Here is a 7,270-nt window from a genome sequence, read left to right as displayed (position 1 = left end):
CTTGGTATTACCACGAGGCGTCGGGTGCTCAGGCCAGCGGCTGGGTGTTTTCTGGTGCGCGTTGGTACTACCTGAGTCCTGACAGTGGTGTGATGGTGACGGGGTGGGTGCAGGTGGGGTCCACCTGGTACTACCTGAGCCCCGACAGTGGTGCGATGGCCACTGGGTGGCTGAAGGAGGGTGGCTACTGGTACTACCTGCAGCCTGGCAGTGGCGGGGTGGCGACGGGCTGGCTGAAGATTTGGGGTACCTGGTACCACTTCGCCGATAACGGTCAGTTGATCAGCTAGGTGCCTGAGCTGAATCGCTGAACCCTGCGCCCGCGCCTCCCGGTCAGATTATCGGGAGGCGCGGGCCTTCGTGGCAGTGGCATGCGGAGACGACTATCTGGTTGCTTGCCGTGCCCAGCCGGACCCCTCATCGGGGTGGTTAAAATCTGAACATACTATTAGACAATATGTCCCGCGAAAATACTTGTATATTAGATAAATAATGGAATCTGCGGCAGCTGAGATGCTTGATAGTTAGGGAGTAGGTTAGGGTTTGCTGTGAGGCAACTCGCATAAGCGAGATCTCATTCATGGTCATAACCTCAACGAAGTGAGCCGCACATGTCCCATCGAAAACTCTTGGCACTGGCATTGACAACCGCCGGTGCGCTCGCCATGACGGCAATCAACACACCGGCCTCCATCGCGGATGACACCGGGGCCGCAGAGTCCACCCAGACCTCGTCCGCCGACCAATACGAAAACATCGTCGTGACGATCATCGTCCAGCTGACGGACGACGCCCCAGCGCTCGCAGACATGAAGGAACGCGTGAACGCTGCCGTGGCGGCTGCTGTTCCCGGGGCGAGCGCCACGGGCCTGCGCGAGTACACGCACGCCCTGCACGGCTTTGCCATCAAAGCGCCAGCCTCATCCCTCGCAGCGATCAGGGCGACGCCGGGCGTGAAGGCCGCCTTCGTGGATCGCGACAGCGCCACGATCTATAACGTGTACAGCCCCGACAGTTTCGGTAGCAAGGGCAAGGATCATGACCCCTCGCTCTCGACCGCGACGGATATGACGGCGGCTGCCCAGGCCGCCCAGGTGGGGTCGGGGCAGGTCATCGAGATCATCGACACCGGCTTCGACACGAGCCACAGCGCATTCGCAGGTTCCGTGGAGGGCACGCGCCTGTCTCAAGCGGACGTGACCTCCCTGGCGGCCACGCTTGGTGACGGGCGGGGCGGCGGCTGGGTGAGTGCGAAGATCCCCTTCGCCTACGACTACGCCGACGGTGACGCGGATGTGGCATACCCCGCTCGAGATGAATACGCCGACCAAACCTATGACGTTCGATACACCCACGGCACGCACGTCGCGGCCCTTGCAGCCGCCAACGGCTCGGAGTTCCGGGGTGCCGCGCCCGACGCGCAGCTCATCATGGCGAAGGTTCTTGGCAATGATGATCAGAACATTAACGATAGCGTTTTGTTGGCCGCCCTCGACGACGCGGCCGTCCTGACCCCCGACGTTCTTGTCGTGTCCGTCGGAGATGATTCCGGGCAAAATGGCGACGCCTTGGCTGTCTATGCCGACGTCTACGCCGCCCTGGCGGACAAGGGTATCGCTATCAACGCCCCCGCCGGTGACTACACGTCCGCCGCGTGGGGCAACTGGAATAAGAAGGACCAACCCTTTGTCACCGACGCCGACTATGGCGCGATCATCTGGCCCGCGCTCGACTCGAACGCCCTGGCAGCTGCCTCCCTCGATGAGGTGAAGAGGACCGATGGCCAGCCCCTGCCTGACGCTTCCCCGTCGTACTTTTCGTCTTGGGGCGTAACCCCGGATCTGCGTCTCAAGCCCGAGATCGCCGCCCCCGGTGGGGCCGTCATGTCCGCGCTGCCCGGTAACGAGTACGGTCGCAGGTCCGGCACGGCCGAGGCCTCGGCTCAGGTTGCGGGTATTGCTGCCCTCGTGCGTCAGCGTATCGCCGCCGATCCGATGTTTGCTGGCATGAGTGCCGCCGACAAGGATGCGGTGGTCGCGAACTTTCTGATGGGCACTGCCCACCCGGTGGTGGACGCGACGCAGGCGGATGGCGCGTTCTACTCTCCGCGTCAGGTCGGCTCTGGCCTGGTGGACGCGGTGGGGGCTACGACCTCGCCGGTGTACCCGAGCGTGGTGGGAGCCGCGAATCCGTCGCGTCCCAAGGCTGACCTGGGCGACGGTACGAACGGGTGGACCTTCCAGGTGCAGCTGACCAACGTTTCTGGCACCGACCGCACCTACACGCTCGGAGGCCAGGCGCTCTCGCCGACCATTGAAGGAAACTCTTTCACATTCCGCTCCACCAACTGGACGAACACGGGTATCGGTCTGGCCTTCTCGACCGACTCCGTGACCGTCCCAGCGAAGTCTAGCGTCACCGTGACCGTCACGGTGACCCCGACAGCCGAGTTTGCCTCGTACGCGAGCGCGTACGCACCTGTCGGTACCTACATCGACGGTGCCGTCACCTTCACGAGCGTGGACGGGCAGCCGGGCCTCACGGTGCCCTACATGGGCTTCTATGGCTCCTGGGGCGATCCGTCCGTCTTCGACGGCAAGTGGGATGATCCCTCGGGTGGCGGTGTGCACCTGCGCGGATCCACCTTCACGAACCTGATGTCGGGCATGCCGCTGGGCGACGTCAACCCGCTCTACAACCACAATGACATCCGTGAAGCGCAACAATCGGACCCGGACCTGTTCTACGTCTCCCGGTCTGATGAGTGGCTTGCCCCCTCACGCGTCGGCCCCTCGACGTACACGCTGCGCCCCATTGACACCCTGACCTACACCTACCTCAATGACGCAGGACAGGTCGTGCGCTCCTACACCCGCTCGCACCTCCGTGCATCCCTACATAGCCACGAGATTCCCTACGGTAATCTGGGTATCGACGTTGAGGAATGGACGGACGAACCCTACTTCGATGGCTACGACGAGGCGGGTAACGAGCTGCCCGACGGCCCCTACAAGCTGGTCATCGAGGCCGAAACCTACGCCCCCTCCAGCGCGAAGCAGCAGATGACGTGGGATTTCACACTGGACACGAAGGCTCCCGTCGTGAGCAACATGACGATGGTGCCCACGGGCGAGAACGCCTACTCGCTGTCGTTCGACGTCACTGACTCCGCGCCTATCGCCGGATGCGGGATCTCGCTGGACTCGGGTAAGGGCTATGTCCAGCGCGAGTACGAGGAGGAACCCGCCGCGCGGGGTGAGGACGGGCTGTTCCACGCCCACTACGACCTGAAGGACGTGCCGTTCACCGCGATTAAGGACAAGGGCGATGAACCGTCGACGCTGTCCCTGGATGTGTGGGACTGGGCCAAGAACAAGGGGACGACGAAGCTGCCCTCCTCCCTCGTTCCCATGACGAAGCTGTCGGTGTCGCCTGAGTTGGTGTCGCTGGTGGTGGGGGAGAGTGTGACGCTGTCCGCCTCGCATGAGCCTGTGGATGCGACGGTGACGTCTGTGGTGTGGTCGTCGTCGGACGAGGCCGTGGCGACGGTGAGCGCGGATGGTGTCGTGAGTGCGGTGGGCGCGGGGGATGCGACTATTACGGTTGCTGACCCGACCCAGCCTTCTGTGATGGCCAGTGCGACCATTCACGTCAATGCGCCTGTTCCCGCGCCGAAGGCTGGCGTGTGGAAGTGGAGTGCTCGTGGGTGGTGGTACCGATACGAGGATGGTTCTTACCCGTCGAGCACGGCCCTGGTGATTGATGGTTCCACGTATCGTTTTGATGCGTCCGGGTACATGCGCACTGGGTGGGTGTTTGAGGACGGGCAGTGGTTCTACCACTCCTCTTCGGGTGCTCAGGCGACGGGTTGGGTGCGCAGTGGTGTGTACTGGTACTACCTGGATCCCGCCAGCGGTGTGATGGCGACAGGATGGGTGCAGGTGGGGTCCACCTGGTACTACCTGAATCCCTCTGATGGTGCGATGGCCACTGGGTGGCTGAAGGAGGGTGGCTACTGGTACTACCTGCAGCCTGGCAGTGGTGCGATGGTCACTGGGTGGCTGAAGATTTGGGGTACCTGGTACCACTTCGCCGATAACGGTCAGTTGATCAGCTAGGTGCCTGAGCTGAATCGCTGAACCCTGCGCCCGCGCCTCCCGGTCAGATTATCGGGAGGCGCGGGCCCATTTTGTCGGCAGGAGACGGGGTAAGTGTGACAGTCAACAGTTCCTCGTTTTTCATTGTTATTGCAGGTAATGGTCGATTAAAAAGGTGGCGTTGAGCAATGTGATGGCAGTGCGGAGATATCTTCCAGCAGGTACACGCTTAGACTTCCTGGGATTATGTGTGACAGACTGCGGTGTCATCATTCGACACGGTAGCCTCACGCATGCTTGTCAATACACGGAGAAATAGTGTCCCATCGAACTCACGTAGCCCTGTCGTTTGCGCTGGTCGGTGCCCTGGCCGCTGGCGCACTAAGCGCCCCCGCCGCACTCGCGGCGGAGACGGCCGTGGCCGCCCATCAGGGCAACGTGCGGGCCTCAGCATTTGTCAGCCTGAGCCGGGATGTCCCGACGCAACATCTGCGATTGTGGCCGGGAAGTACCGCGCTCGTTCCCGGACAAGCCGTCATGTTTGAGGCGCTGTCTGACACGTCACCGGTCGATCACTCCGAACTCACATGGACGTCGTCGGATACCTCGATCCTCGCCGTTGACGACAAAGGCTTCGTGACGGCCATTGGTGAGGGTGAGGCCACGATTAGTGTGAAGCGTCGCGGCGAGCCAACTGACGTCGCGGCCGTTCCCGTTCGGGTCCACGCTGTTTCTGAGGAAACCGGAATTGAGCTGTCTGCCTCGTCGATGGTGTCCACCGTCGGCAGACCCATGTTCCTCAACGCGCTCCTGGCTCCCTCTCTGCGGGGCAGCCGCGTCGAGTGGGCGCTTAGCTCCGCATCGCTGGGTTCCATTGCTCCCGACGAGGGGGAGTCCACGGCCATCTTCACTCCTTCCATGCAGGCGGGCGTCGGCACGCTGACCGCAACCGTGACGACCCCCGCGGGTCTTGTCAAGACCGTCACCGTGACAGTTGATGTCCTAGCAGACGATACGGGCGACTTCGTCATGGACGACAGTGGCGTCCTCATTGCGTACCGGGGAGCTGACGCCGAGGTAGACATCCCTGCGGGCGTGAGCGCAATCGATTCGCGCGCTTTTTCCGACACGACCCTGCGTACGGTCCGTATCCCCGCGAGCGTCCGCCGCATCGACGATGAAGCGTTCTACGGGACCGGCCTGGAGGAGATTATCTTCCAGGATGATGAGGCCGCTCCCTCTGAACTCGCAGTGCTGGGCAGCCGAGTCTTCTCCAACACCAACGTCCAGACGCTCACTCTGCCGCGCTCCCTCGTCACCATCAACCGCGACGCCTTCGTCGACATGAGCAAGCTGACCTCCGTCCACCTCGGGCCGAAGGTCGCCGCGGACCAGCTCGTCGGCTCCTTCGCGAACACCCCCGAACTCACGCGTATCCAGGTCGACGCTGGCAACCCCAACTACGAGAGCCTCGACGGTGTGCTGTATACACGCGATCACACGCACCTGATCGCCTACCCGGCGGCCAAGAACGTGGGAGGGGCCTACACGGTCGCGAGTGGGACGACGGACATCGACGACCTCGCCTTCCTGGGCGCACAGGTCGAATCTGTGACGTTCCCCGACGCCCTGCGTCGCGTCGGTGACCAGTCTTTCGAGGGAGCAGCCCTCACAACCCTCACGCTTCCCGACGGCTTCGAGACCATGGGGGCCTCGGCGTTCTGGCAGATGCCCGCGCTCGTCTCCGTCGACCTGGGTGGGGCCACGGGCGTGTCCACCAATGCTTTCCGCTACGATGCCGCGCTCAGCGAGGTCACCTTCCGGCCCGACCTGGGTCGTCTGACCTCCATCGGTGAGGGTGCATTCGTCGGTATTTCAACGCCGACAGTCACCATACCGGACACAGTGTCAACCATCGCCGAGGAGGCCTTCTCGAAGAACCTAGCCCTGACCTCGTTCCACGTCGGCGCATCCCTGAACTCCCTCGGAGACTACGCCTTGGGAGAGAACGACAACCTCGCCACCCTCAGCGTCAGCCCCGCCAACGCCTCGTTCGTTGTCGATGACGGAGCGCTCTACCACAACGACTCGTCCGTGCGGACCCTGGTCCGCTATACGCCCGCGAGTTCCGCCAGCGAGGCGACCGTGGCCGCGGGGACGACGGCGGTCGGGGCTGGAGCCTTCGAGAATGCCACGTCGCTGCGGCGCGTCGTCCTGCCCGAGGGGCTGACCGCTATCAGCGACGAGGCCTTCGACGGCTGCGCGAACCTCGTCGACATGGCGATCCCGGCTTCCGTCGAGGTCGCCCGAGGGCTGACAGGCACCGGCCTGGACACCATTGAACTGGGGACGCAGGTGCGCGACCTGTCGCTTACCCCGCGAGGTGCCCGCAGCGTCCGTCACCTCATCGTGCGCGGAGGCATCGACGGCACCTTCTACAGTGAAGGAACATCGGAGGGCGGACGTCCCGAGAGCGCCTTCTTCGGAGAAGGGATGACCAGCTTCACCTTCTGGGGCGAGATGCCGCGCGTCCTGGTGCTTCCCGCTACCGCCACGCAGGTCACCCTCGCCGAGGGAATGGCCCCTGAGCTCAAAGCGGACACGAGCATCTACGTGGCCTCCGCCGAGGGGACCTCCGCGTGGACTATCGCGACGGCCGCGATGGAGAGCGCGGGCTACGACGCCTCGCGCTTGTCGGTGTACGAGGCCCCGACGCTGGGCGTGTCTGGCACCGGCATCGCCGAGGCCGAGGTTGGGTACGCGCTCACGGTGTCCCCGGGGGTACCTGCGACCGTGGAGATCGCCGCAGGCGGCGGCGTGGCGACGGGGCGCGAAGCCCGCGTCGTGCGGGTCGGAGCGAACACAACCGAGACGCTCCTTCAGGACTGGACTGCCATGACGGACACGGCGGAAGGGGAAGCATCGACGCTCACCTACACGTTCACGCCGTCTCTGGCTGACAGCGGGCTGCGCGTCGACGTCCGCGACGCATCAGGTATTCAACAGTCGGTCACAGTGAGTGTGACCGTGAACCGTGTCCTGCCCCCGCTGCCCCTGCCCGATCCGAACGACGATCCTGCTCCTGCGCCGGTGGAGGACCCGGATCACGCCGGTGCCAAGCCCTCGCCGGTCACCGACGATGATCCCAAGCCCGCTCCCGCGCCGAGCCAGCC

General features: G+C 63.8%; 2 protein-coding genes and 1 pseudogene. All 3 read left to right on the top strand.

Annotated elements, in window-relative coordinates:
* Window positions 1-290: pseudogene (locus tag HMPREF1136_RS09130) on the top strand (choline-binding protein A); the annotation flags it as partial.
* 321 nt (window positions 291-611) lie between these two features.
* Window positions 612-4,118: a S8 family serine peptidase gene (locus tag HMPREF1136_RS09125; protein ID WP_009649063.1), complete on the top strand. Its 3,507-nt coding sequence runs from the start codon at window positions 612-614 to the stop codon at window positions 4,116-4,118.
* A gap of 297 nt (window positions 4,119-4,415) precedes the next feature.
* Window positions 4,416-7,270 (top strand): leucine-rich repeat protein (locus HMPREF1136_RS09120; protein WP_009649064.1); only part of this gene is annotated, 2,855 nt, incomplete at its 3' end.

This window comes from Actinomyces sp. ICM47 (assembly GCF_000278725.1).
Taxonomy (GTDB): domain Bacteria; phylum Actinomycetota; class Actinomycetes; order Actinomycetales; family Actinomycetaceae; genus Pauljensenia.
Note: the sequence above shows the minus strand (reverse complement) of the source record. Positions and strands in the feature narration are given on the sequence as shown.